A 20405-nucleotide genomic window follows, 5' to 3' on the forward strand; every position below is an offset into this window, starting at 1 on the left:
GCAGATCAGCCAACTGCGCAAGCTGCCTGATCTGCGGTCGTCACACCACGCTTACGTAGCTTGGGGACCGGTGAGAGGATGGTCGAAAACGTACGCTAAAGGGTCTCTTCAACGCCAAGTTGCTCACGAGTTCCGCGACGGCCCGTCAGGAGGTCAGCATTTGCGGCGATGATGGCGGCGATCTCATCGTAAACGACACGTACCCGCACCGACATCTCGGCGGCAGCATGGCCTACCAGCCATACCGGCTCTTCCATCAACAACGTGCAGGGCAAGCGCGACAGACCCGGATCGAGAAAGCAGGGCAGGATTCCCACGCCGAGGCCCGCGACAATGGCTGCGCGGTGAGCTTCGAGATGGTTGAAACGAAGGTCCGCCGATCGTCCGGCGAGGCGATAAAGCCAGCGCGAGGCGGGAAGATCATGATCGTCGGTCCACCCCACGAGCCTTGATGCAGCAAGATCGGGGATCGATCCGGCACCAGCGTAGAGGCCATGTCTCATCGTGCCAATCCTGCGAACCGTAAGAGCCCCGTGATCCGGAGGAACAAGACGCAAGGCCAGGTCGGCTTCGCCGCGGGCAATGCCCACCGGAGCGATACCCGTGATGATTTCTAGTTCCAGTTGCGGGTACTGCGAAAGCATGGCTGGCAGCGCCGGCAGCAGCAGGTGTGTTGTGATCGTCTCTGGCGCCGCAAGGCGCACCACCCCGCTGATTGTCTCGGCTCGACCGCTCGCACGGGCGCGGAAGCTGGCCATGGCTTCCTCCACCTGCACTGCTTCCGCCATCAACGCCTCGGCATCCGGCGCCGCCGTGTAACCGCCCGAGTGCCGCACGAAGAGTGTGGAGCCGATCGCGGTTTCAAGGGCATCGATCCGACGGCCGACCGTCTGCACGCTGACCCCGAGCATCCTGGCAGCGCCGGTCAGGCTGCCCGCCCGATAGGTCGCGGCGAAATAGCGAACGTCGTTCCAATCCATGCGTCATCCATATCTGGAAAGCGATCTTCCTTCCACTTCCATTCCTGAAGGCGCTGTTTGGACCTAAATAGGGCGGTGAAGGAGATCGCTCATGAACCAATCGCGATTTGAACGTGGGAAGGCTCGTTTGGCCGAGATCGACGGAGAAGCCGGACAAGCGGTGATCGCATCGCTTACCGATATCGCGCCCGATCTTGGCCGTTACATCATCGAGTTCGGTTTCGGCGACATCTACAGCCGCCCAGGCCTTGATCTCAGAACGCGCGAGCTGGCGACCGTCGCGGCGCTGGTCGCGCTCGGCACTGCCCGTCCCCAGCTCGAAGTGCATCTGCAGGGTGCGCTCAACGTCGGCGCCACGCAGGAGGAGATAGTCGAGATCATCATCCAGATGGCGCTGTATGCCGGCTTTCCCGCAGCGCTGAACGGCGTCGCGGCCTTGCGCAAGGTCCTGGAGACCCGTCATGGGTGAGAACGTCGCTCTGGTCGAACGATACTTCGCTGCTTTTGGCGCTGGCGATGTCGATGCGGCGCTCGACTGCGTCCACCCCGAGGCGATCTGGCACGTCGACGGCGACCCGGCGGTCGTCACGGTTGGGATTATGCAGGGGCGCGATGGGGTGCGCCGCTGGCTCGAACGCTTTCCCACCGGCTTTCGCCCATTGGCCTTTTCGGTCGAGCGCGTGATCGGAGACGGCGGGGACGTCATCGCCCTCGGGCGGTTTCGACACCGCGTTCAACCCGCCGATGCCATCGTGGACAGTGATTACGCCATCCGGTTCACGATCCGTGACGGCCTGATCGCGCGATATCAGATATTCGAGGATTCGCTGCTGATCGCGATGGCACGGCACAGCGCAGCGCCATCGCGACAGGCGCGGATCAATGGCGTGCTCTATGGTTGGGACGACCGCGGCAGCGGACGTCCCGTTCTCTTCCTGCACGGCCTGTTCCTGAACCGCCAGTTCTGGACCCCGCTGACCGACCGAATGGGAACGGGCAAGCGGTTAGTCACCTTCGACATGCCGGGCCATGGCGTCAGTGGCTGGCGCGATGGTTTCGATCTGGACGGCATTGCAGATGATCTGGCACTGTGGATTGCAGAGAATGGAGCGACGCCGGCGACGATCGTCGGCCACAGCCAAGGCGGCATGATCGCACTGCGGCTCGCTATCCGGCATCCGCATGCTGTTGAACGCCTTGTAGTGGTGAATAGCAGTGCGCGTGCCGAGTACCCCGAACGGTTGGGGGCATGGCGAAACCGTCGCGCGGCCTTGCTGGACGAGGGTGTGCGACATGGGGCGCTGAGCGAAATTCAACGCATGACGACCGCGCCGGGGTGGGTAAAGGCGCACCCCGGCGAGGCGGCCAGCGAACGCGAGGCCATGGCTTCGCATGACCCGGCTTCTCTTGCCTTTGCGCTTGATGCCGCAGTGCTCAATCGCGACGATATCCGATCGCTGCTTTCCCAGATCAAAGTGCCGGTAGAGGTGCTTTCCGGCGCGCTGGACCATGCGACGCCTCCCGAACTGGGGCAGGAGATTGCCATGTCAGTCGATGCGGGCCGTCATGTCGTCGTTGACGGTGCCGCACATCACATACCGATCGAACAGCCAGATGCGATCGCGGCCCTGTTTCGGCGCGACTGATGTGGTCAAACAGTGCGGGTTTTTCGGGCAAGGAGCTTCTCACCGTCTGGCCTGATCTCGCCCTTGGGCGTGACGTGCCGGTAGAGCGTCTGGCGGGTGATGCCGAGTTCGGCGCACAGGTCATCTGGCATGATAGCTGTCCTTCTTTGCTTTGCCGATCCCCTCGTGAGTGACTCATGGTCTCCGGCTATTGCTGTTGAAGACCATTACTGGATTGCGGCCGCACGGTTGCATTTGTTTTAGGCAAAGCCACGTTCCCGAGCCCAAGCAATGGCTGCGGCGCGCCGATTGACACCGATCTTTCCGTAGATGCCAGCAACGTGGTTTCGCACTGTGTTCCCCGACAGTGACAGGCGTTTCGCAATCGCCTTGTCGTCCAGTCCTTCACAGATCAATCCGAGAACCTCGCGCTCGCGAGGGGTTAGGTCCGCGGTCTCGATGGCAGACTCGGCACGCGGGTTACGCAGGGTCGCGAGCTTGTCCATCACGGTCCGGCTGAACCAGCTCGCATCCTTCATCACCGCCTCGATCGCATCGGCAAGCTCCAGCTCGCTCCTCCGGCGCGTGGTAATGTCCTGGTAGAGCCATAGCGTGCAGCGTTCGCCCCTGATCTCCATGCGCTCGGCCGACATGAGGCAGTCAACCGGCTGACCGTCCGCATCGATCAGCCGGACGTCGCGGTTGCGCACACCCCCGCTTCGATCCAGCTCCTGCTGCACCTCCTCACGCTGCGCCGGATCGGCCCAAAGCTCGGGATCGCCAGCGGCTCTGCCGATGGAGCCGGCCGAGCTGCGGCCGGTGAGGCGGACGAAGGCGTCGTTCACGTCCATTGTGCGGTGGCTGTCGGGCGAAGTCAGCACCATCGCCACGGGCGCCATCTCAAACAGGGTATGAAAGTGTGTCTCGCTCGATCGAAGCGCCCGTTCGGCTTTCCGGCGGGGCTCCAGATCGGCGAAGGTAAACAGCATGCACTTGTCGTCGCCGACATCGATCGGCTGACCGGCGATGATGACGAGCTTGGTATTGCCGTCCGGCAGCGGCAGCTCCGCTTCCATCTGCGGGATCGTCCGGCCTTCCGCAAGGCACTGCCTGGCATAGTCCTTTCGCTCGGCACCGTTGAGAATGTCGAGATCGTAGAGGCTGTTCCCTTGGACCACCTGACGGGGGTAGCCGGTCATTTCGAGAAAGCCGCGATTTGCCCGGCTAAATCGCTGATCCGAGAGCCGCATAATGAGCGCCGGCGCGGGGTTGGCCTGGAACATGGCCTCGAACCGCGCCTCCGCTTCATACTGTTCGGAAACGTCCTGAATCACGAGCGCGAGGCAGTCCGGCTCTTCGTCGTCCCCGGTCATCACGACGTCGCGCACCCGATGGGTCCAACGACGTTCATCGCTGCCGGCGGCACTCACCTCCACCACCAGGTCCGGGAAGCTCTCGCCCGCCAACATGCGGATGACGGGATACTCGCGGTTCGCAAGCCGATGCCCATTCCGGAACCGGAGCGCGAACCGCTGCGCATAGGTGTCGGCGTTCCCCCCGAGATCTTCGAGCTTCTCGACGCCGTGCATCGCCAGCGCGGCTTCGTTGGCCCAGATGATCGTTCCCGCCAGGTCGATCAGGATCACACCGGCAGTCATGCCGCCGATCAACTGTTCGAGATGGGTCAGCGTGTCACGGGCGAGAACGCGGGCAAGTGGATTGGACATGCCGGTAGAGCGCTGCGCCATAGGACGATGTTCCTCGTAGATACTGAACGTGTCAGCGAACTACCGGACATTTAGTAGTTATCTACCAGTCCCTTCGACTGAAAAAGAGTGCGCTCCGGGACACCTCAGCAGCCCGTCGGCGTTAGGGTGGCAAAGCTGAAGGACAGGCATGCCCGACGACATCCGTCTACCCATTGTTGAGGAGGAGGCGCACGTTCTCAAACGTGCGACCGACATCGAGCATGTCACCGTTCGCACTGTCCCTGAACAGGAGCAAGTCGTCGTTCGTGACGAGGTGCGCCGCGAGCATGTCGAGATCAAGCGGGTGGCGGTCGAGCGCGAGGTCGACCGCGCACCCGACGTCCGTGAGGAAGACGGTGTGACTATCATCCCCGTTCTCGAGGAGCGATTGGTTGTCGAAAAGCGGCTTTTCCTCGTCGAGGAAATCCATGTCTACCGGTCGGCGCACGCGGAGGCGGTGGAACTGCCGACCACGCTCAGGCGGACCCGCGTCGACGTCGATCGCATCGATCTCACCGAAACCCAGGAGGATGTTCATGGCAGGACCTAACGATAACAGGCCGGAGGGCGCGCCGAGTCACATCCACATCGAGAAGAACAAGGGCTTCAACTGGCTGCCCTGGTTGCTGCTTGCGCTTGGGCTGCTTGCCCTGCTGTTCGCTCTGAGCCGCTGCAACCGCGAGGACTCGGCTGCGGTCGCGCCCGCTCCCACCGCTACTCCGACCGAGGTTGTTGCGTCGACTCCGAACGCCGGCTCCGCTGACGCGCTGGTCGGCACGTCCGGTCTCGGCACCTATCTGGCCGGCACGGAGCCGCTTCCCCGCACCTTCACCTTCGAGAAGCTCAACTTCGACACCGCCAAGAGCAATATCCGACCCGCCGATGCTGCCGAGGTGAACGAGGTGGCCGCAACCCTCAAGCAGTATCCGAACGCCCGAATCCGCATCGCCGGCTACGCCGACGCGCGCGGCACCGATGCAGCCAACATGGCGCTCGGCAAGGCCCGAGCCGATAGCGTCAAGTCGGCGCTCGTCGCGCAAGGCATCAACGCCGGCCGCATCGAGACTGTCTCAGGCGGCGAGACCGATCCAGTCGACACCAACGCTACCGCTGGCGGTCGCTTTGAGAACCGCCGCACCGAACTCGTCGTGACGGCGAGGTAAGCCGCCAAATCCCGTCTCAATCGCAGGAGTAAGATCATGTCCAGCACCATCACCGCTCTGTTCGACAGCCGCGCCGACGCCGAGGCAGCCAAAGACCGGCTCAAGAGCGCGCGGATCGACGCCGACCACATCCATATCCACGACAAGTCGAGCGCCGGTTACAAGGAGACCGGCTACTCGACCCATGAGGACCGCGGCTTCTGGGACTCGATCAAGAACGCGTTCGTGCCCGATGAAGACCGCCACACCTATGAGGAAGGCGTGCGCCGCGGCGGTGCGCTGCTGACCGCCGACGTCGATGACGATTGCGTCGACGAGGCGGTGCGCGTGCTCGAAGAGGCCAACTCGATCGACATCGACGACCGTTCGAGCCAGTGGCGTTCGTCGGGCTGGGATTATCCGGGCACCGGCGCCGCTGCCGGTGCGACCGGGGCCGCTCTCGGCAGCTTCGACCGTCGCGAGACCGCCGGCCGCACGGCCGAACAGGAAGAGGTGATCCCGATCGTCGAGGAGCAACTGGTCGTCGGCAAGCGCGACGTCAGCCGCGGCGGGGTGCGCGTGCGCTCCTATGTGACTGAAACGCCGGTTCACGAGCAAATCCGCCTCCGCAACGAGCGGGTCAACGTCGAGCGGCGCTCGGTCGATCAGCCGCTTTCCGCGGCCGATACCGACGCCTTCCGCGAGCGGACGGTCGACATGACCGCGACCGGCGAGGAAGCGGTGGTCGGCAAGACCGCCCGTGTCGTCGAGGAGGTCGTGGTCTCCAAGACGGCCGAGGAGCATGTCGAGGAAGTCGACGACACCGTGCGCCGTACCGACGTCGAGGTCGACCGCGACACCGACGTCGAGACCCGCGGCTCGACCTTCCGCGACACCGACAAGCGTATCTAGTCGGTAGAGCCCGGCGCAGGTGAGAGCCTGTGCCGGGCTCACATGCTTTGCCAACAGGGAGACGGCGATGAACCCGAACTATGTGACAGCGGACGGCATGGTCGCCGGCACCCGCAACTTCGGCGACACCGCCGTTCTTTACCTACAGGAGTGGGGGCCGCGCGTTCTTGCCGCGGCCGTCATCCTCCTGATCGGCCACCTTTTGGCGAGGGCCGCCAAGTGGGGCGTCGCCGCGCTGGTCAACAAGACGCCGCTGGCGCGTCACGCGCACCGGCAGTCCGGTATTCCCGAGACGGGCCGCAACCCCAAGAGCGTCGGTGCCCAGGTCGGTGATGCGGCCTTCTGGATCGTGATCCTGATCGCGCTCGTGCTTGCCGCTCAGCCGCTTGGCCTGGCCGCTGCCACCAGCCCGGTCGGCCGAATGCTCAACCAGTTCGGCGCCGCCATCCCCAACATCATCGGCGCAGGGCTGATCTTCTTCGTCGGCTACATCGTCGCCAGCGTCGCCAAGAAGGCGGTGGAGGCGGTGCTGACAGCCGCCCGCACCGAGCAGCTCGCCGAACGCGCCGGGATGGCCAAGGCCGATCCCACGACGCTGTCGCGGATGGTCGGCGGGATCGTCTTCGCGCTCATCATTATCCCGGTCGCGATCGCCGCGCTCGATCAGCTCAACATCCGCGCAATCTCCGATCCGGCGACCGCGATGCTCCGCATCATCCTCGACAGCATCCCGCACGTTGTCGCAGCCGCGATCATTCTCGCGCTCGCCTATGTGATCGGCCGGTTCGCGTCGCAACTCCTCAGCCAATTCCTGAGCGGCACCGGCTTCGATCGCACGATCAGCGCGCTCGGCGTGTTCCCCTCAAGCACGACGCCGGCGGCCGGGGTTCCGTCAACTTCCGCAGGGGCCTCCGCGACGCCAGGGCTAGTGCCATCCAAGCTGCTGGGTAACGCCGTGTTCGTCGCCATCATCATCTTCGGCCTGATGGAGGCGTTCCGGCAACTCAACTTCGCCTACGGCTCGCGCATGATGGCGGAGATCCTGACCCTGCTCGGCTCGGTCGTTTTCGGTGCCGTCATCATCGCCGCAGCCATCGCCATCGCAAAGCTGGTGTCGACGGTCGTGCGCGCGGGCGGCGGGGCCAATGCCGAGCTGACCGCGAAGATCGTGCACGTTGCGATTATCGTGCTCGGCACCGCCATCGGCCTGCGCTTCATGGGTCTCGCCGACGACATTATCAATCTCGCCTTCGGCCTGATCCTGGGTGCCATCGCTGTCGCTTTCGCGCTCGCCTTCGGTCTCGGCGGACGGGATGCCGCTGCTAAGCTCGTTCAGCGTCTCAGCGGCTCGGCCGCAACACCCCATCCGCCGATCGCGCCGCAGTCGAGCACCACCCTCCGTCCGGGCAGTTCGACGCCGAGCGAGGAACCGCAGTCATGAGACGAGGGCTACGCCTCCAGCTCGTCGGGCTGGCACTGATCGCGTTCGTGGGGGCCTGTGACGGCCCCCGCGAGGATGCCGGCGAGCAGGCCGACGCCAACGCAGGTGTCGTATCGAGCGAGGATACGATCGAGAAAGGGCCGGCGGAGCGGACGGGGGAAGCCCAGGATCGTGCCGCTGACAGTCTGAACGAGGCGATCGAAGCACGTGCGGACGCCGCCGAGGACCAGGCGGACGCCGTTCGCAGCGAAGCCGATCAGCGGGCGGATGCCTTGGAAGAAGAAGCCCGCAGGGTTCGCGCGACTGCCGAGAAGAAGGCGGATGCGACGGAAGATCGTGCTGACGCAATTCGGCAGCGACAGTAACAAAGGCCCGCAAGAGGTCTCGCGTAATGAACTGGGAGCCAGGCTGTGTTCGGTCCCTGTCTGCTCATTCCGCCAGGCTGATGCGACATCCATCTGAAGCGCTCGGAACGCGCTACTGCCTGGAGAGCGGCGCAGGTGCCCAGCTTTTCATCGCCTGAACCCTATATCCTCTGGCTGACAGGTGCCGGAGTCCTGATCGCGCTCGTGGCATGGCTGCCGCTTGCGTTGAAACGATTGCCGCTGTCGCTGCCGATCATCTGTATCGGGATCGGAGCCGCGATCTTCTCGTTGCCGGCTGTGTCGCTGCGGCCTTTGCCGCTGTCTTACGCCGACATCACCGAGCGCTTCACCGAGTTCATCGTTATCATCGCGCTGATGGGCGCAGGCCTGAAGCTGGATCGCGTATTCAGCTGGCGCCGATGGAATGTGACCTGGCGGCTGCTTGCGGTCACGATGCCCCTCAGCATCGCGGCGATCACGGCGATCGGAGGCTGGGGCTTGGGCCTGTCATGGATCGCGGCGCTTCTGCTTGGGGCTTGCCTCGCTCCCACTGATCCCGTGCTCGCGTCAGACGTGCAGGTCGGTCCTCCCAAGACCGGAGAGGAAGATGAGGTGCGCTTCGGTTTGACGTCAGAAGCGGGCCTGAACGACGGTTTTGCCTTTCCGTTCGTCAACCTCGCTATCGCGCTGGGCATTTCGGCGAGCACCGGAGAGCCTTGGGCGCGCGAATGGGTGCTCCATAGTGTCCTGTGGGAAATCGGCGTGGGTGTCGCCGGCGGTTGGTTGATCGGCCGCCTGTTCGGCTGGCTGACCTTTCACGTGCCAGCGGAAACCAAGCTGGCTCAGACCGGGGATGGCCTGATCGCCATTGCCGCGACTTTCGTCTCCTACGGCGTGACCGAGCTGCTCAACTGCTACGGCTTTCTGGCTGTCTTCATCACCGCATTGACGCTTCGCCGCTCGCATCGCGATCATGAGTTCAACCGCGAGATGCACGACATCACCGAACAGGTGGAGCGCATCGGCATGATGGTGCTCCTGATCCTGTTCGGTGGTGCGCTGGTCAGTGGGCTCCTTCAACCGATTGGTTGGGTAGATGTACTGGCCGCTGCGATCATTATCCTCGTCGTGCGGCCCGTTACCGGCCTGATAGGGCTTGCCGGTTTGCGGGCAGACCTCTCCGAGAAGATGACCCTTGCCTTCTTTGGCATCCGCGGTGTGGGCTCCTTCTATTACCTGGCTTATGCGCTGAACCATGTTGAGCTTGCCGGAGGCGAGCGGCTGTGGGCCATCGTAGGATTGGTGGCGCTGTTTTCCATCCTCCTCCACGGGCTGACCGTCACGCCGGCTATGCGTCTCCTGGACAAGCTACAGGGACGCGATCCGGATGCCGACCTGCCGCCGCCAGGATTGAAAGGCCCTGCGGCGGATACAGAGCGAGCTTAGGTTGCTGGTGTAATAACCGTCCGTGACTGTTGAAAAATTCAACGTGCGCTGTTGGTGCTACTCCAGATATTCAGCCCTCCATAAAGCGCCAAGAGTGCCATAAGCTTGGCCAGTGGACCAAATACGTCCTCCAAGCTTGCACCCATCTGATTTAAAGGAACGAAAATATGCATGGCGCAGGTGGCGGGGGAAAACCAGGCCAGCGCAGAAAGCCAGCCCGGCATTGCGTGGAGTGGCCAGGCAAAACCCGCTAGAAACACGAGCGGCACAGATGTCGGCAACAGGATCTTCAATGCATCGTCGCCGCTGTTGAACAACTTACCCAGCAACAGCCCGAGCGCCGCCACGGTTGCCGCAAAGACAGGAACTGCGACGAGGAGCGCCGGCAGCGCCCCAGCGTGCGGGATATCCTGGATCCAATAGATCATTCCGAAATAGAGCAAGGCGGACAGCACGCCGACAAGGGTGCATGCCGCCCACATGCCAAGCGCGGCTGCGACGGACATCCGCCGTTCCCTGCGGCGTTGGCGTTCCGCCATCAGCCGGGCGCAGGCGAGCAGTAGCGTCTGCTGCAGGATGATGTTGGCGACCGCCGGGAAAATGTAGTCGCGGTAGCCGAGCGTGGTGTTGAACAACGGGTGGACAAGGATCGTCGGCATCGCCGCAAGCCGGGCACCGCCTTGCGCCGCGCGCCAGCGGTCGATCGCGCCGGCCAGCGTCGCGGCGACGCCGGTGCCGATGCTCTGCGCACGCAGCAGATACGTCCCGTTCAGCCACAATGCGATGCCCGCCGTACCTCTACCCGTCAGCGCGCCGCTGGTAAAATCGCGCGAGATCAGCAGGATGCCGTCCGCCTTCCGGTCACGCACGGCACCGCGCGCGGCGACCATGTCGGGAACCTCGCCGACGACGCGGACGCTGCGCGTTTCGCCAAGATCGTCGAGCAGGCGGCGCGCGGCGGTCCCGCCGTCGCCGTTCACAACCACCACGGGCAGCGCGCGGGCGGACTGGTGCGCATAGGGCGCTGGATAGTAGAAGGCATAGAGCAGCACCGACAATATCGCGAGCGACAGGAGATCGCGCGTGGTGACGATCGTCAATAGCGTGTGTTCGAGAGCCGCGCGAAACGTCATCGGCCTTCCCGGTCACGGCGGATAAGGATTATGCCCAGGCCGCCTGCGACCAGCGGATACACCAGCAGCGTTCCCGCTGCCTTCAGGAACGGCCCGGCGGAGGCACCAAGCACCTGATCCATCTGCAGCGTCATGTAGTGGGTCAGCGGCAACACCTGGTGCCAGACCCGCGCGAACAGGCCCGCGCCATCGATCGGCAGCGAAGCGCCTGAATAGGCGAGCGCCGATCCCGCAACGATGACAGCGCCCGACAAGGCGGTGGCAATGCTGCGCGTTGCAGCGACGAGCAATAGCGCGACCGCCGCGGTGGCGACGAACAGCAATGCTTGCCCCGCCACGATCAGCAGCAGCGATCCGTCTGCGCGATAGCCTTGTGCGAGCGTGAGCCACAGCAGCCACGCAACACCCCAGAACGTTCCCGCAATCACATGAGGAGAAAGCCGCCCGGCCAGCGTTGCCGCAACGCCACCCCGTACGGCGAACGCGGCGAACGAGCCATCGTTCATCAGCACCCCGATGCTTCCCACGCAGGCAACCGCGATCAGCAGGTGCAACACCCCCGGGCCCAGCAGCAGTCCTAGATACCATTCCAGGCTGAGCGATGGATTGCCGAGCACCGTCACCTGCACGCCGGGCAGCAACGCCGGATCGATCGCGGCCAGTCCCGCCACGCCGTGGGTGGACGCCCCGTACTGCGCCAGCGTGGCGGCGACTGCAACGCGCAGGTTCGTCGCCGCGAGTGCCCCCGTCGACAGGAACGCGGCCTGATGGAATATCTCGACGGGGGCGCGACCGGCATTACGGGTCCCGACGCCCCGGGGGATCACCACGGCGGCGACCGCCTGTTCGCGCCGCATCATCGTCACCGCGGCAGCAACGTCGGGCACCCGGCCGACGATCTGCAAGCCTGGGGAGGCGTCGATGGCGCGCACGATCCGCCGGGCCAATACACCGCCATCGCGGTCTACGATGACGGTAGGCAAATGGTGCGGCGATCCGGCAGAGAGCATCGCTGCCATCGCGCCGAGCAACATCAGCGGCATGACGGTCAGCAACGCCAGATCGACAGGCGTCGAAATGATGCGGCCCCATTCGGCCCGGCACGCATTATACACGGTGACCATCGCGGGCGTCACGCCGGTGGTTCGAACAGGACGCTCATGCCCGGCCGCAACCCTTGCGCCCCGCCTTCGGGTTTCAGCGTGACCTCGAACGCGCGGACGTCATAGCCGCGCGACTGGCGCGTGGCGCGCCATGTCGCGAAACTGCCCTGCGGCGCAATGTGGCTGATCCGGAACCGTAGGTCGCGGCCGAGCGCCGGGACGTGGCCGACGAGAAGGCGACCGGGCGTCAGTCCGTGATAGGCATCTTCGCGCACGGTCAACGCAACGTGCGGGTGATCGACGTCGATCACCTGAAACGCCGGCAGGATCGGGCTCACGATCTCGCCGGGGCGCAGCAACCGGCGTGACACCTCGCCGTCGATCGGAGACACGAGCCGCTTCTCGCGCTCCAGTGCGGCAGCGGTCGCGGTCGCGGCTCCGGCGGCGCGGACCTGCGCGTCGGCGATCGCGCGATTTTGCGGCCTGATGCCGGCGCGTGCCTTGTCGTACTGGGCCTTTGTCGCCTCCGCCGCACGGCCGGTGCTGTCGCGCGCGGCATGAGCCTCGTCGCGGCGCTGCGCGGCGATAACGCCTTGCGCATAAAGCGTGTCGGCACGGCGGCTCGACACCGCGGCCAGGTCGGCCGTCGCCTGTGCCGCCAGCCAGGTGGAACGCAACGAGGTCAGGTCTTCCGCCCTGGCCCCCTCGATCGCCACCGATTGCAGCGCCCGTGCGCTGTCGAGCGCCGCCTGCGCCTGCTGCTGACCACCATCGATCTCCGGCGCCGACAGGATCGCCATCACCTGCCCGCGGCGGACCCGGTCGCCCTCGTCCACCGCCAGCGTCTCCACACGAGCCAGCGCCTTGGTGGCAACATTGATCTCATCTGCCTCCACCTCGCCTTGCCATTGTTCGGGCGCGGGACGGCTCGCCAGCCACAGCCCGAGGCCGACGATTACGACGACGACGGCGATGCCGATCCACAGCAACCAGCGCGCGCGGCGCGAGGGGGCGGCAGGATCGACGTCGACTGCCGGATCGGTCATGGGCGGGCATCCGTGGGCAGATGGATGTCGGCGCCGGCGATATGATCCGCGAACGTATCGAGTTGGCCCGATGCCGACAGGAGCGCCGCCAGCGCGAGGTCATATTCATAGGCGATCGCCGCCCGCTGCGTGCGGGCCGTGGCAAGGGCGGCTTCCGCGGCCAGCACCGCGGTCATCGTTGCTTCTCCCTCGCGGAACGCAATCTCCTGCACTCGCAAATTCTCCTGTGCAGCCGCGAGCGAACTGTCGGTCAGCAGGAAGGCGCGCCGTGCCGATTCGACCAGATCCCACGCGCGCAACGTCGCGGTAATCGCGCTCTTGCGCGCTTCACGCGCGGCATCGTCGGCGGCCGCGGCGTTTGCCTTTGCTGCGTTCAGGGCATGGCGACGATCGACGTTGGACAGCAATGTGTAGCGCACGCCGACTCCGGCCACCCAGTCAGGCTCGGTCGGCAATGCATTCGATCGGTTGAGATTGTATTCGCCGAACGCGAACGCCTGCGGGCGGTAGCGCGATCTTGCAAGGTCCACTCCGGCGCGGGCGACTGCACCTGCCGCGTCGGCCTGCCGCGTCTGTGGTAATCTTGCCTCGCCGCCGGTGAAGCTGCCCGCGGGCGCAAGCGGATGACTGACGACAAAGAGACCGGTGGTGGGGCGTACCCGGTCCACCTCAAGCAGGCGGGCAAGGTCGTCCCGGGCGCCATCGTGGGCGATCGCGGCGCGCTGCCAGGTTCGCTCGGCGGTGTCGCGCGCGACCTGCGCCTCGAGCGTGCGCGCGTGAGCAACGACCCCAGCGGCCTCCATTTTGCGAACGTCCGATAGCAGCCGGTCGAGTGCGTCGCGGCTTTCCCGCGCCGACGCGGCGAGCGCCGCAGCGGCCTGTTCGCCGAAATAGACGCGGATGAGGTTGAGCTGCGCGAGGTCGCGCCCTTGCGCCGCGCGCGCCGCGGCGATGTCAGCGGCTGCGCGGGCGCCGCGCTGGATCGCAGGTATCGCTCCGCCGGAATAGAGCGGCAGTACCCCCTGCACCGTTGGACGGAACACATCGTCACGGTAGCGATAGCTCAGCTGGTCGGGGATCGCGGTGAACAGGCCGGGCAAAGCCTGCCCGATCCTGCCCACGATGTCGGATGCAATCTGCTGAAACGCAGGCGGGACGGTCATCGGGATGCCGGACAGGAAATCCTGCGTCGCATCGCGCGCATCCTCTTTCTGTCCGGTCAGATCGACCGCCAGCGTCTTCTGATATTCAATGTACTGCGCCGACGCGGTAACGACCGGACGCCTGAGCGTCGCTACCGCGGCTGCCGTTTCGCGCGCCGCATCTTCTGCGTGGTCGGCGGCCGCCAGCGCTGGCGAGGTCGTCTCCAGGCGTCGGCTTGCCGCATCGAACGTCATGGCGACGTCCTGTGCTGCCGCGCCGGCAGCGATTGGCATCAGCGATGCCGCGATTATTGTCGCGCGTGCCATCCCGAACCCTGCCCAGCCCCCGATCATCGTCAATTCTGTCATCCCGGCCATACGCGGCAATCGACGAACCACGACCGCGATGATCCTGTTCTATTGATGATCGAGACGATCCGCGACGGCAAGATCGGCCGGGGTGGGCGGCGTCTTGCGCCACGAACCAGTGCGTCCCCGCTCGACGCCATAGGCGTACAGGCGTCGCATGTAGGTCTTCTCGAACAGGCGGTCGCTGGGTGCGACGTCGTTCCCGATGAACGTCAAGTTCCAGTCGATGCCGTGGCGATGCGCGTAGACGTAGCTGGTTTCCGCCAGTGTCAGCAGCGCTGCCTGCTGGTTGAGCGCGAAGGCGCGCTTCAGGATCGGGACGAGCCGCGGCGTCACCATCTGAAAATCGCCGCCAAGCCTGCTGTTCATCAACAGGTAGACGTGCAGCCGGGCGGCGTCCCCGATCGGCGCGTCGCTGACCGCGAGCTGCGGCGGGATTGCGAGGATGCCAGCGGTCGTCCCGCCATCGGCATGAAGCTCGCGTACGGGCGCCCCGTTGCTGGACGCGTCGATCACCACCGGGGGAAACACCACAGGAATGGACGACGATGCCAGCAATACCCGCCGGAACAGCTCGACCTTGTCCGGCAACATGCTGGCGGCGATTGCCCCCATATCCCAGATCACGCTGCGTTGCGCGTCGAGATTGGCAGTGGCGACGAACAGGCGGCGCCCCTTGGCCTGCTCCTCCGCGATGCGCGCTACAAGTTCCGGTGTCACCTCACGTGCGATCAGTTTCGCAAGGGGTGCGGTGGAGGCGACACTGGTCGATCCCGGTATCGCAAGTGGGAAGCGGGGATGGAAGATGTCCCTTGCGGATACGCTGGTGTAAAACCGGGCGATCGATGCATCGCCTTCCTTGCCCAGAAAGGCAAAGGGAGCGATCAATGCCCCGGTGCTGACCCCGGTGACAACGCTGAACTCCGGACGCGTGCCGCTCTGCGTCCAGCCGTTGAGCACACCGGCGCCATAGGCACCCTCGTCAGCACCACCCGAAAGGGCCAGCATCGTTACCGGCTGCCCGGCCGGCACATCGGGTCGCATCCGCTGCGCGGCATCCGGCAGATCCGCCCAGAAACGGACCTCCGGCGCACCGGCAATAGCGGCCGCGGCACTTTGCGCCCCGGTGAACGGCACGCGCTCCACCGTGGTACATCCACTGACAAACGCCATTGCGGCTATCGTAACGGCGCGGAGGATCTGTCTGGTCATCGCATGGCTCCACTAGCCGTAGTTGCTTCAGTGTCACGAAGATAGAAATGCTGAGCAAGATCGGGACGAATACGCACAAGTTGCCTGGACCCGCGATCGATGCACACCAGCGTAGACTCAACTATGGCAACGTCTTCGCCGTTTCGCTCGAAGCGAGTTTCAAAGTGGGCACGACATCCTTGATGACCAATGACGCGCACTACGGCGACGATCAGATCGTGCAGCACGGCGGGCCTGTGATAGACCACGTCATGACGGTGCGCGATCCAGGCGAGCGTCTCTACCTGTTCTGGCGGCGCGGTCTTGCGCCAATAGGCGTTGACCGCTTCTTGCATCCACATGAGATAGATGGCGTTGTTCACATGATCGAGATCGTCGATCGCTCCCGGACCGACCCTGATCGGATGCCGATATTCAACGTAGCGGCCCGGACCATGGTCAGGCATCTCAGTTCCACGATCCTGCCGCGATCCATCGCAAAGCGGTGAGCGAAGGCATGAACATATATTCGCCGCCACGCAGCCGGTTGTACGTGGTGACACCGTCTATACGGCGACGAACCGGCTCGGCAGGCACGGTGAAGCGTCCGGGTTCCTCATGCAGGCCGACCACAGGATCACGCTCCTTCCCCAGGTCGATGAAATTACCGCGATTGATCCATTCCTGCTGCAGAAACTCGATCGTGTCGAACGCACGTGCCGAGATGAAGATGAAGAAGATGCCGCGATCGTCCTCGCCATCGTCGGCAGCAGTCAGGTCGGCCGACCATTTCGGACCGAAGGTGGAAGAGCGGCGGATGATCCGGTGGATGTTTTCGTCGGTCAGGATCGTCAGTCGCTCACCGCGCGGATTGAGGCGGCGCATGTGCGCGCCATGCGGACAGACAATTCCCGCCTTGTCGCCCGAGAAATCAAAGTCGTTGCGCCGGGCCGGATCGGCGCCCAGCTCTTCGTCGTCGCGGGTCGGCGACAGGATCAGCGGTGCCCCCGATCGCCAGCGGCCGAACATCTTGGCGGCCAGCAGCTCCTGCGCCGCCTCATCGTTTGCCTGGCCGCGCACGAAATCGTTGAATGCGCCCGGTCGACTGTCATACTTGCGCAGCACGACATAGGAACCGTTCCGCCCCAGCGCGTCAGGCTGCGGTATCTCCAGCGGCGCTCCCGTTTCGCTGTCCTCGCCCAGGATGAACTCGCCCGGCGCGATCGCGCGCTCCTGCCCCGGCTGTGGATCGACCCCGGCACCCGCGACGGTCGGCTGCGACACCGAGTCACGAAAGCCGAACGGGTTCTTGGCATCCGCATCGGCTCCGAAACGATGTGTTCCGATCAGCGTCACGCCGCTCGATGCATGATATTCGGACATTGCCCGGTCGGTGGCTTCGTCAAGCCGGGCCTGATCCGAAGCGAAGATGGTGAGCGCGATGTGGCAGCGATTGTCGCGATACGCCTCTTCCCATTGCTCGGGAGCATTCTCTCCCGCGTCACGCAGCTGCTCGGCGCGCGCCGCCATTCCCTGACGAAACGACAGAGGAAAGCTGGCGAGCGAGCCTTCGGGCACCCCAAGCGCCTTCAGACCCGCGTGACTGATCGCCACGCCGGTCCATACCGTCAGCTCTTCGGTCCAGTCTGCTGCGGCAGGGATATGCGGCGCGAGCCTTCGCAGGAGATCGCGGCCACCCGCGGCGTCGTCGACGTGAAGCATTGCGTGAATGCCGACATACGGTTCAGGCCGCGCGCGCAGGATCAACGCCTGAATGTCGTCCAGCTGCAGCGTCACGCGGTCAGGGCGGAAGCGGTCCTTGAGGTGCTGGAGGATACCCATCAGTAATCCACTCCGTGCGGCACCGACACCTGCCTGGACAGCAGGGCCAGCGCGTCCCGTGTCGCGGGGTCCACAGCGGTGTTGCCGGCCATTGTATCGAGGAAGGCATCGAGCGCCGTCTCCATCCGCTGCAGCCGCCGCACGTCCACAACCGTCACCTGCGGGTTGGCGACGAACCAACCGGCCGCGTCGATCTGGTGATCGGCGATGAAATCCTTCACGTCAGGCGAGGCAATCCCCGGCCACCCTTCGACATTGGCGAACAAGAGATCCATCAGGTCAGGGATCTTGGTCGCGAAGTCGTTGATATAGGTATCCCAGTCACCGTCGTACGCCGTAGCGAACAGGATGCGCGTGTCGTCGTCGAACAGGACGAAACGCATGTCATGCAGCGTCGAAACTTTCTGGGCGCCGTCGAAATTGCCGCCGGTCAGGTTGAAGATGCGACGCAGCCGGTCGCCGCCGCCAGGCTTGAGTTTGGCGATTGCAGTCAGTTCGGACACATTGCCCGATTGCCGGCCGGCCCGGCCCGCCGACCCGGCGGTGCCCTTGAACAGAGGGTTGTGGTTGCGGATCAAGCCTTCGATCGCGATCCTGGCCAGCGTGGGGGCATCGGCGGCGATTTCTGCGGCGAGGCGACGGAACTCTTGCAGACGGGTTTCGTCATCAAGCCTGGGATCTTTACTGTCGGCCATGAACGGCTCCTTCTGGTTCGGATCAGTCCGGAATTTCATCAAGCGAGCGTGGTTCGCGCCGAGCCACGGCATTCAGCCTGTGCCGCTGGCTGGAGGACGATTCATACGCTGCCTTGCGGATTCGCATGATGCCGCCGAGCGGCCGATGCGCCGCGACCCCGTTCCACGGGTTGAAGGCGAGATGGTCGTCGCCATGCACCTGTCTGGCCGGGGCATAGGCATCCTGGGGAGGGAAGGTCAGCGTTGCGATCGCGCGATGCGGTGAAAGGGCAGGATCCCACAGGACCGCCGCGTCCTCGACCGGCATTGTATCCGGGTCGACGCATAGCTGCGCGCGTAATTCGTAGGTGGCGCCGGCGTGCCGGAAATGGTCGACTACCGCGTCACGCATGGTCGAGAAGCCCGCCTCGACCTGCCGTCCGGTCAGTTCGGCCACCCCCCCGACCGGCGCCAGCGACAGTTTCGCAACATGATCGCCGTAGCGGATTGCCGCCTGCGTATAAAATGTCTCGCCCAGCATGTTCGCATGGTCGCGCGCCAGTCCGTCAAGCGTGGCATTAGGGCTGCCGCCTAGCGCCTCCACAGCGCCCTTCACGCCACGCGCGGCAGCGGCGATCAGTCGCTGCGCCGCCTCAGGCGCGTCCGCGTTCTTTTCAAGCAGACCCAGCATGACCTTGTATTTGGCGATCGTACCAAAGGCGAGCGTTGGAAAATTGACCATCAGGAAATCCTGATTGGCCCCCCCGAGGGTGGGTGACAGGCGCTCGCCCCCAACGCCGATGACCTTGACCGCAAAGCCGCGCGGGGCCGGCACTGCATCGCTGTGAATATCACCCGGCGCCGATGACAGTCGAGCTACGATCTCATGTTCGCCAGGGTGGGCGAAGATGCCCTGCGCCAATTCGGCAGGCAGATCCTGATGGACTGTCATCCGCCCTTTCAGGATCGCATGGCTCTTCGCATGTGCGTCTCGGTGCGCATGATGATGCCGCTCTGCGTGAGCAGCCTGTGTCGCCGCCATTCGAGCCACGATCTCACGCGTCAGCGCAGCTTCGTCGGGCTGCTCGATTTCGAGATCGTCGCGATAGGCGATGGGGCGGCGGGTGGTCACGGATGACGGCTTTCATTGAGGCGGGCGTCATTAACATATCAAGCGATATATTAGTTGCAATACCTGTGTGGCTGTTGCTCTTGACGCCAACGGGCTGCATCTGGTGTCGGTGGATTATGAGACGACACCGACGACGCAGACGGTACCACGCCGCAGGAAGCGTCCCGAGATGCGCATGGAGACGCGGACACGACTGCTCGACGCCGCGATAGGGCTGATCGTTGCAGGAGGGGTCGCAGCCGCCTCGATTCGAGGCATCTGCGAACGCGCCGGCTTTTCGCAGGGCGCATTCTATTCGTATTTCGCCAGCAAGGACGATCTTCTCTTCACGCTGGTCGAAGAGCATATGGCGAACCTCGCAAGAAAGTTCGACATGTTGGTGGCAGACACCCGGTATCAAACGGCGGAAGCCATCCTGGATACGATCGGTGCCAGTCTGGATGCCTTGTCCGTCGACGCCAGCTATTCGGTTCTGGTGGTCGAACTTCACCTTCACGCACGTCGCAACGCCGCGTTCCGTGCTCGCTTCGAACCGGTCAAGATCGCGTACGAGTCCGCTTTCGCCGGTGTAATGTCCCATCTGCTACGACGTACCGGCCTGACGCCGGTCATACCGAGCATTCAACTGGCGCGCATCCTTCTTTCGCTGTGGTCCGGTTTGATCCTTCAGGAAAGCAGCGATCCCCCTCCCTCTATACAAATGCGACATGTGTTCGCTGCGCTCGCGCAAGATTGATCGATGCCGCCCGGCAGGATAATCAACGTTGCCGATGCGGTTGGGGGCGGTACCGCGGAGATGGCTGTCTTAGGAAGTCGCGGTGGCGGCCAAAGTAAGTGCCAGTCGCAAAAGGCTCATGATGCTATCTCCTAGGCATATTTTTACGAACGCTCCCGAAGTGGACAGACCCTCAGTTCCGCGATGCCAAGCAATCACTGAGGAATCTGTCGATCACTGCGCGGTAGGCCGTGGCGGCGAACGGCGCCTCAATCGAATGGCCGATCGCTGCAGGCAGTTCCCGGATCCCGTCGCACTGAAGCAGTGGCTTTATGGCGGCAAGATCTGTCAATCGGCGTCCAAAAAGGACCCCCTATCGGCGTGCAAAAGGGACCCCCT

The 20405-nt window shown here is 64.3% G+C and carries 21 protein-coding genes and 1 pseudogene; 10 read left to right on the plus strand and 12 right to left on the minus strand.

Annotated features, from left to right (window positions below; translation table 11 throughout):
• Positions 1 to 95 precede the first annotated feature (95 nt).
• Positions 96 to 980, minus strand: a complete 885-nt coding sequence (locus tag Q0U08_RS07125) for a LysR family transcriptional regulator (RefSeq protein ID WP_298090616.1) — start codon at positions 978 to 980, stop codon at positions 96 to 98.
• A 127-nt stretch (positions 981 to 1107) separates the two neighbouring features.
• Between Q0U08_RS07125 and Q0U08_RS07130 the strand changes: the two genes are divergently transcribed.
• The gene (locus tag Q0U08_RS07130; protein ID WP_298090618.1) at positions 1108 to 1449 is read left to right on the plus strand and encodes a carboxymuconolactone decarboxylase family protein; all 342 of its coding nucleotides are present in this window, start codon (positions 1108 to 1110) and stop codon (positions 1447 to 1449) included.
• A complete protein-coding gene (locus tag Q0U08_RS07135) occupies positions 1442 to 2626 on the plus strand; it encodes an alpha/beta fold hydrolase (protein ID WP_298090620.1) in 1185 nt (394 codons plus the stop codon). Before Q0U08_RS07130 ends, Q0U08_RS07135 begins: the two co-directional genes overlap by 8 nt.
• A gap of 5 nt (positions 2627 to 2631) precedes the next feature.
• On the opposite strand, the pseudogene Q0U08_RS07140 reads toward Q0U08_RS07135, so the two are convergent.
• Both Q0U08_RS07140 and Q0U08_RS07145 read right to left on the minus strand, forming a co-directional pair.
• Positions 2632 to 2748: pseudogene (locus tag Q0U08_RS07140) on the minus strand (recombinase family protein); the annotation flags it as partial.
• A gap of 117 nt (positions 2749 to 2865) precedes the next feature.
• A complete protein-coding gene (locus Q0U08_RS07145; RefSeq protein WP_298090622.1) occupies positions 2866 to 4353 on the minus strand; it encodes a helix-turn-helix transcriptional regulator in 1488 nt (495 codons plus the stop codon).
• A 148-nt stretch (positions 4354 to 4501) separates the two neighbouring features.
• On the opposite strand from Q0U08_RS07145, the gene Q0U08_RS07150 reads away from it, so the two are divergent.
• From Q0U08_RS07150 to Q0U08_RS07175, 6 genes are all read left to right on the plus strand, one after another.
• Positions 4502 to 4903, plus strand: coding sequence for a YsnF/AvaK domain-containing protein (locus Q0U08_RS07150; RefSeq protein WP_125946575.1), 402 nt, complete (start codon positions 4502 to 4504; stop codon positions 4901 to 4903).
• Positions 4890 to 5516 carry an OmpA family protein gene (locus tag Q0U08_RS07155; RefSeq protein WP_241212736.1) on the plus strand — a complete coding sequence of 209 codons (627 nt, stop codon included), beginning with the start codon at positions 4890 to 4892 and terminating at the stop codon, positions 5514 to 5516. The genes Q0U08_RS07150 and Q0U08_RS07155 overlap by 14 nt, the downstream gene beginning before the upstream one ends.
• 36 nt (positions 5517 to 5552) lie before the next feature.
• Positions 5553 to 6407, plus strand: coding sequence for a DUF2382 domain-containing protein (locus Q0U08_RS07160; protein ID WP_061781006.1), 855 nt, complete (start codon positions 5553 to 5555; stop codon positions 6405 to 6407).
• 97 nt (positions 6408 to 6504) lie between these two features.
• Entirely contained in the window at positions 6505 to 7848 is a 1344-nt protein-coding gene (locus Q0U08_RS07165; RefSeq protein ID WP_298090623.1) for a mechanosensitive ion channel, read from the plus strand.
• A complete protein-coding gene (locus Q0U08_RS07170) occupies positions 7845 to 8213 on the plus strand; it encodes a hypothetical protein (protein ID WP_147276303.1) in 369 nt (122 codons plus the stop codon). The genes Q0U08_RS07165 and Q0U08_RS07170 overlap by 4 nt, the downstream gene beginning before the upstream one ends.
• Positions 8214 to 8348: 135 nt before the next feature.
• The gene (locus Q0U08_RS07175) at positions 8349 to 9659 is read left to right on the plus strand and encodes a cation:proton antiporter (RefSeq protein WP_298090624.1); all 1311 of its coding nucleotides are present in this window, start codon (positions 8349 to 8351) and stop codon (positions 9657 to 9659) included.
• Positions 9660 to 9697: 38 nt separating this feature from the next.
• Here the strand turns inward: Q0U08_RS07175 and Q0U08_RS07180 are convergent, their stop codons facing one another.
• From Q0U08_RS07180 to Q0U08_RS07195, 4 genes are read right to left on the minus strand one after another with little or no spacing between them, the layout of a single operon-like run.
• Positions 9698 to 10792, minus strand: a complete 1095-nt coding sequence (locus tag Q0U08_RS07180; RefSeq protein WP_367271103.1) for an ABC transporter permease — start codon at positions 10790 to 10792, stop codon at positions 9698 to 9700.
• On the minus strand, positions 10789 to 11928 hold the full coding sequence (locus Q0U08_RS07185) for an ABC transporter permease (RefSeq protein WP_298090627.1): 1140 nt from the start codon (positions 11926 to 11928) through the stop codon (positions 10789 to 10791). Before Q0U08_RS07185 ends, Q0U08_RS07180 begins: the two co-directional genes overlap by 4 nt.
• Positions 11925 to 12941 carry an efflux RND transporter periplasmic adaptor subunit gene (locus Q0U08_RS07190; protein WP_174195218.1) on the minus strand — a complete coding sequence of 339 codons (1017 nt, stop codon included), beginning with the start codon at positions 12939 to 12941 and terminating at the stop codon, positions 11925 to 11927. The genes Q0U08_RS07185 and Q0U08_RS07190 overlap by 4 nt, the downstream gene beginning before the upstream one ends.
• Positions 12938 to 14338 carry a TolC family protein gene (locus tag Q0U08_RS07195; RefSeq protein WP_298090629.1) on the minus strand — a complete coding sequence of 467 codons (1401 nt, stop codon included), beginning with the start codon at positions 14336 to 14338 and terminating at the stop codon, positions 12938 to 12940. The genes Q0U08_RS07190 and Q0U08_RS07195 overlap by 4 nt, the downstream gene beginning before the upstream one ends.
• Here Q0U08_RS07195 and Q0U08_RS07200 point away from each other — a divergent pair.
• Complete coding sequence (locus Q0U08_RS07200; protein ID WP_181814879.1) at positions 14337 to 14507, plus strand: hypothetical protein; 171 nt, start codon at positions 14337 to 14339, stop codon at positions 14505 to 14507. The genes Q0U08_RS07195 and Q0U08_RS07200 overlap by 2 nt on opposite strands.
• Here the strand turns inward: Q0U08_RS07200 and Q0U08_RS07205 are convergent.
• Genes Q0U08_RS07205 through Q0U08_RS07225 form a run of 5 tightly spaced genes read right to left on the minus strand, consistent with a single transcriptional unit; the run spans position 14501 to position 19291 of the window.
• Entirely contained in the window at positions 14501 to 15664 is a 1164-nt protein-coding gene (locus tag Q0U08_RS07205) for a patatin-like phospholipase family protein (RefSeq protein ID WP_114688833.1), read from the minus strand. The two genes, Q0U08_RS07200 and Q0U08_RS07205, sit on opposite strands and share 7 nt — an antisense overlap.
• Entirely contained in the window at positions 15661 to 16110 is a 450-nt protein-coding gene (locus Q0U08_RS07210) for a thioesterase family protein (protein ID WP_069319930.1), read from the minus strand. The genes Q0U08_RS07205 and Q0U08_RS07210 overlap by 4 nt, the downstream gene beginning before the upstream one ends.
• Position 16111: 1 nt before the next feature.
• Complete coding sequence (locus tag Q0U08_RS07215; protein ID WP_298090631.1) at positions 16112 to 17485, minus strand: peroxidase; 1374 nt, start codon at positions 17483 to 17485, stop codon at positions 16112 to 16114.
• The gene (locus Q0U08_RS07220; protein WP_066693438.1) at positions 17485 to 18180 is read right to left on the minus strand and encodes a hypothetical protein; all 696 of its coding nucleotides are present in this window, start codon (positions 18178 to 18180) and stop codon (positions 17485 to 17487) included. Before Q0U08_RS07220 ends, Q0U08_RS07215 begins: the two co-directional genes overlap by 1 nt.
• A 22-nt stretch (positions 18181 to 18202) precedes the next feature.
• Positions 18203 to 19291 (minus strand): catalase family protein, encoded by a 1089-nt coding sequence (locus Q0U08_RS07225; RefSeq protein ID WP_241229464.1) that lies wholly within the window; start codon positions 19289 to 19291, stop codon positions 18203 to 18205.
• A gap of 67 nt (positions 19292 to 19358) precedes the next feature.
• On the opposite strand from Q0U08_RS07225, the gene Q0U08_RS07230 reads away from it, so the two are divergent.
• A complete protein-coding gene (locus Q0U08_RS07230; protein ID WP_298090633.1) occupies positions 19359 to 20027 on the plus strand; it encodes a TetR/AcrR family transcriptional regulator in 669 nt (222 codons plus the stop codon).
• Positions 20028 to 20405: the final 378 nt, after the last annotated feature.

The sequence above is a fragment of the uncultured Sphingomonas sp. genome (assembly GCF_946477935.1).
Taxonomy (GTDB): Bacteria; Pseudomonadota; Alphaproteobacteria; order Sphingomonadales; family Sphingomonadaceae; genus Sphingomonas.

Excerpts from the sequence above, each read along its gene's own strand:
- Q0U08_RS07210 (WP_069319930.1), bottom strand. The coding sequence starts at position 16,110 with ATGCCTGACCATGGTCCGGGCCGCTACGTTGAATATCGGCATCCGATC.
- Q0U08_RS07135 (WP_298090620.1), top strand. The coding sequence starts at position 1,442 with ATGGGTGAGAACGTCGCTCTGGTCGAACGATACTTCGCTGCTTTTGGC.
- Q0U08_RS07220 (WP_066693438.1), bottom strand. The coding sequence starts at position 18,180 with ATGGCCGACAGTAAAGATCCCAGGCTTGATGACGAAACCCGTCTGCAA.
- Q0U08_RS07165 (WP_298090623.1), top strand. The coding sequence starts at position 6,505 with ATGGTCGCCGGCACCCGCAACTTCGGCGACACCGCCGTTCTTTACCTA.
- Q0U08_RS07145 (WP_298090622.1), bottom strand. The coding sequence starts at position 4,353 with ATGGCGCAGCGCTCTACCGGCATGTCCAATCCACTTGCCCGCGTTCTC.
- Q0U08_RS07180 (WP_367271103.1), bottom strand. The coding sequence starts at position 10,792 with ATGACGTTTCGCGCGGCTCTCGAACACACGCTATTGACGATCGTCACC.
- Q0U08_RS07160 (WP_061781006.1), top strand. The coding sequence starts at position 5,553 with ATGTCCAGCACCATCACCGCTCTGTTCGACAGCCGCGCCGACGCCGAG.
- Q0U08_RS07215 (WP_298090631.1), bottom strand. The coding sequence starts at position 17,485 with ATGGGTATCCTCCAGCACCTCAAGGACCGCTTCCGCCCTGACCGCGTG.
- Q0U08_RS07170 (WP_147276303.1), top strand. The coding sequence starts at position 7,845 with ATGAGACGAGGGCTACGCCTCCAGCTCGTCGGGCTGGCACTGATCGCG.
- Q0U08_RS07200 (WP_181814879.1), top strand. The coding sequence starts at position 14,337 with ATGGCGACGTCCTGTGCTGCCGCGCCGGCAGCGATTGGCATCAGCGAT.
- Q0U08_RS07190 (WP_174195218.1), bottom strand. The coding sequence starts at position 12,941 with ATGACCGATCCGGCAGTCGACGTCGATCCTGCCGCCCCCTCGCGCCGC.
- Q0U08_RS07150 (WP_125946575.1), top strand. The coding sequence starts at position 4,502 with ATGCCCGACGACATCCGTCTACCCATTGTTGAGGAGGAGGCGCACGTT.
- Q0U08_RS07125 (WP_298090616.1), bottom strand. The coding sequence starts at position 980 with ATGGATTGGAACGACGTTCGCTATTTCGCCGCGACCTATCGGGCGGGC.
- Q0U08_RS07205 (WP_114688833.1), bottom strand. The coding sequence starts at position 15,664 with ATGACCAGACAGATCCTCCGCGCCGTTACGATAGCCGCAATGGCGTTT.
- Q0U08_RS07155 (WP_241212736.1), top strand. The coding sequence starts at position 4,890 with ATGGCAGGACCTAACGATAACAGGCCGGAGGGCGCGCCGAGTCACATC.
- Q0U08_RS07195 (WP_298090629.1), bottom strand. The coding sequence starts at position 14,338 with ATGACGTTCGATGCGGCAAGCCGACGCCTGGAGACGACCTCGCCAGCG.